The organism is Mesorhizobium sp. M4A.F.Ca.ET.020.02.1.1, assembly GCF_004022645.1.
Taxonomy (GTDB): Bacteria; Pseudomonadota; Alphaproteobacteria; order Rhizobiales; family Rhizobiaceae; genus Mesorhizobium.
This window is the reverse complement of the sequence record NZ_RZOI01001182.1, coordinates 1-1,037: the sequence shown is the minus strand read 5'-3', so window position 1 is coordinate 1,037 and position 1,037 is coordinate 1. Positions and strand designations below refer to the sequence as shown.

Annotated in this window: 1 protein-coding gene and 1 pseudogene; both read right to left on the bottom strand. The window is 67.2% G+C overall.

The window, feature by feature from the left end:
- On the bottom strand, window positions 1-628 hold a 628-nt coding region (locus EN742_RS35890; protein WP_128333936.1), incomplete at its 3' end, for a D-allulose-6-phosphate 3-epimerase.
- Window positions 625-1,037 (bottom strand): annotated as a pseudogene (locus tag EN742_RS35885) (alpha/beta hydrolase); the annotation flags it as partial. The gene EN742_RS35890 and the pseudogene EN742_RS35885, both read right to left, overlap by 4 nt.

The following is a 1,037-nucleotide window of genomic DNA, read 5'->3' as shown; positions in this document are numbered from 1 at the left end:
GACAGGCGCGCAAGCTGGGCACCGTCTCGTGGCGGATGCCGCCGTCGGCGGCAAGGATGATATCGGCCTCGCGGCCGGCCTTCCTGATCAGCGCGCGCGCCTCGATCAGGCGCGGACAGGCCTGCTCCGACAGGCTCTGGCCCTTGACGCCGATCGACGTGCCGAGAAGTGTCACGAACGCCACCTCCGCCAGGAACGGGACGATTGCCGCGACAGGCGTTTCCAGCCGCAGCACGACGCCGGCCTCGGCACCGAGTTCACGCGCCAGCCGCACGGCGCGCAGGCCCGCCTCGCCATTCTCGGTGTGGATGGTGACGAGGTCGGCGCCGGCCTCGATGAACTGGCGCGTCTGCGCTTCGACGATCTCGGCCTCGACCATCAGATGCACATGGATCGGCTTCGCCGTCAGCCTGGCGATGCGGGCCACGAGGTCGGGGAAGAACAGGAAGCCCGGGGTGAAGCGGGCATCGGCGACGTCGATGTGATGCAGGTCGGCATAGGCTTCGATGCGCTTCAGGTCGCGTTCCATATTGGCGAGGTCGGCCGACCACAGCGAGAATTCGCCGAGCAGCCTGTTGCGTGGCAGGGCGGCGATTGCGGCGGGGCCGGACAGGGATTTGCTGGTCATGACGGAATGAGGCTCCGGACTTTCGAGTGGGACTGGAGGAACGTGGTGATCTCAGTGTGCAACTCACTGAAATGCTGCTTGCTGTCGCGCGCCTTGGGCGTGACCTCGGCGAAGACGGCGTTGGGCATCGTGGCGGCGAGCGCGTAGGCGCTCGACATCGGATGCACGGCATCCATGGCGTTGCCGACGACCAGTGCCGGAACGGCGAGCGCGGCCGCCTCGCGCTGGGAAACACCCGGTCCGTCTGCGGCAATATTGGCCAGCACCTGTGCGAAGGCCTTGGCGTCGGGCCGGTCGAAATAGCCGAGCAGCGAGGACAGATTGTCGGGCGCCTCGTGATAGAGGCGCGTGGCCGTCGCCGATTGCGCGAAGATCGTCCTCGCCTTGTCGGGCCCATGCTCGAGGATCA